This window comes from Chitinophaga sp. (assembly GCF_036569125.1).
Taxonomy (GTDB): domain Bacteria; phylum Bacteroidota; class Bacteroidia; order Chitinophagales; family Chitinophagaceae; genus Chitinophaga.
Genome location: NZ_DATCRF010000406.1, coordinates 1 through 2336, shown reverse-complemented (window position 1 = coordinate 2336; position 2336 = coordinate 1). Strand labels below are relative to the sequence as shown.

Here is a 2336-nt window from a genome sequence, read left to right as displayed (position 1 = left end):
GTTAAATTCTTTTTCCCGTCCGCCGGAAAAGAAGAAGGTCACATGCGGATATTTCTCTGTTTCTGCGATACGGATCTGGCTGCGGTTGTTTTGTTCCAGCACCTCGCCCAGGGTCATATTCAGGTTATCGTTCTCAAATATTACATACACCCCTCTGTAGGTTTTATCGTATTCCGTCATGGTGGTGTAGTGCAGGTGCAGCGGGTGCATATCCTGCTCGGGAATGGCCTGCTGGCTCAGCACCTGGGTTATTTCGCGGCAACGGTCTGTACGGAAGTTAAAGCACAGCACTGCATCCCCTTCCTGTATAGTGGCCAGGGGCGCTAATTGCGCATTGGTAACAATAATGGGTTTAATAAACTCATCGGTCACCCCTTCGGCATAAGATGCTTTTACGGCTGTCAGCGGGTCCTGCGTAGGTGTGCCGGTACCATGCACCATAGCATCATAGGCCAGCTTTACGCGCTCCCAGCGCTTATCGCGGTCCATGGCGTAATAGCGGCCGGTAATGGAGGCCAGCTGCCCGGTGGTATTGGCCAGGTGCACCATCAGGTCTTCCAGGAAACCTAAGCCGCTCTTAGGATCCGTATCCCGCCCATCGGTAAAGGCATGCACGAATACATTGGTAAGGCCCTGCTGTTTGGCTATTTGTGTTAATGCTTTTATATGGTTAATGTGGGAGTGCACGCCGCCATCGCTCACCAGGCCTATCAGGTGTAATGCCTTGTTGTTGGATTTGGCATAGTTTATAGTATCCAGCAGCACTTTGTTCTGCGCCAGCTCGCCATTGCGGGCGGCTACGTTAATGCGCTGCAGCTCCTGGTATACAATACGGCCTGCGCCTAAGTTCAGGTGGCCTACTTCCGAGTTGCCCATTTGACCTTCCGGCAGGCCTACATCTTCCCCGCAGGTTATAAGCCTGCTATGCGGGTATTTATTATATAAGCTGCTTACAAAAGGCGTTTTTGCGTGAGATATGGCATCTGCTGCGGGTACCTGCCCCAGGCCCCATCCATCCATAATAACCAGAATGGCTTTTTTATTTTCCATGATTCTTTGAATTAGGTTTTATCCAACAAGGGGGTGAAAGTACTCATAATGACTTGAATCCCCGCATATTTTCTGCAAAATTAACGTTCACTAAAATGCGGCCGTTCTCTCCCGGAAAGAGAACATATTAAAAATGCAGTTAAATCTTACTAAAACGTTATATATTAATATATTTGCAATGGTTAGTTACTGTATGCTACAACGATAATTGTATTTTAACAACCCATTAGCAATCTGGCATAGTTTTGGCACAGCTGGGGTTGTCGATAATTCTTATTGAAATAACCATGAATCCGGCATGGCAAATAAACAGAAACATTTTCTTATGAAACCGAGCATGATAAAGACAGAGGGAGGGGTACAGCGAGGTTCCATTTTACTGTCACCAGATACATATACGATCGGGCAGGCGCCCGTTGAAAAGGCCAGACTACACTGGACCAGGTTCATGTACGTATTGGCCATACTTTTACTGGGAGGCATTGTAACCATGTTCTCCTTATCCGCACGTCCGTTAAAAGGCCAGGCAGCTGGTCCTTTTGAAGATGTGATAACCGCTATTAAGCAGGGCGATGCAGGAAACCTTTCCCGCTACCTGGATAATACCGTAGAGATCAATATTGCCGGCCGCTCTACTTCTTACAGTAAAGCGCAGGCAGAGATCATTTTAAAGGACTTTTTTTCCAAGAACCAGGTAAAATCTTTTGAACTGCTGCACCAGGGCGAGGCCGGGGGCGGCTCCCGCTATGGTATTGGCAATATGGTTACCGGAGGCGGTAGCTTCAGAACTTCCTTTTTTCTGCAGAAAAAGGGCAGTTCATTAGTGTTGAATGAGCTGCGGTTCGAGAGTAAATAGCCCCATTCATCTTAATATAATTTGAAAAACCTTGGTGCCTCCGTACAAATTACGGAGGCACTCTTTATTTTTGGGGCCGCAAAACACCAGGAAATACTGACGGTATGATACAAGAGACAGCGTTGAATAACCTGATAAGAAATGCTTTAGCTGAAGATATTGGCAACGGGGACCATAGCACTATGGCCTGTATACCCCCTACCGCCAAGGGTAAGGCAAGGCTCAAAATAAAGGAACAGGGCGTGCTGGCCGGTATGGAGGTGGCGGAAGCTATTTTCCGCCAGCTGGATATGTTCACTGTTTTTACTCCCTATAAAAAGGATGGCGACCCTATGCAGCCCGGCGAAACCGCTTTTGAAGTGGAAGCAGCCGTACATACCCTGCTGATGGGCGAACGCCTGGTATTGAACTGCATGCAGCGCATGAGCGG

At 47.9% G+C, this 2336-nt stretch carries 3 protein-coding genes; 2 read left to right on the top strand and 1 reads right to left on the bottom strand.

Translation table 11 applies throughout. The features are described from left to right. On the bottom strand, window positions 1–1050 hold a 1050-nt coding region (gene gpmI / locus VIM87_RS15140; protein ID WP_331997803.1), incomplete at its 3' end, for a 2,3-bisphosphoglycerate-independent phosphoglycerate mutase. Window positions 1051–1375: 325 nt separating this feature from the next. Here gpmI and VIM87_RS15135 point away from each other — a divergent pair. Both VIM87_RS15135 and VIM87_RS15130 read left to right on the top strand, forming a co-directional pair. Continuing rightward, entirely contained in the window at window positions 1376–1906 is a 531-nt protein-coding gene (locus tag VIM87_RS15135) for a DUF4783 domain-containing protein (RefSeq protein WP_331997802.1), read from the top strand. Window positions 1907–2010: 104 nt separating this feature from the next. Next, window positions 2011–2336, top strand: a 326-nt coding sequence (locus VIM87_RS15130) for a nicotinate-nucleotide diphosphorylase (protein ID WP_414649646.1), incomplete at its 3' end; no start/stop codon positions are given.

Bases quoted from the DNA above. Each gene is read 5' to 3' on its own strand.
- VIM87_RS15135 (WP_331997802.1), top strand. From the start codon at position 1,376: ATGAAACCGAGCATGATAAAGACAGAGGGAGGGGTACAGCGAGGTTCC.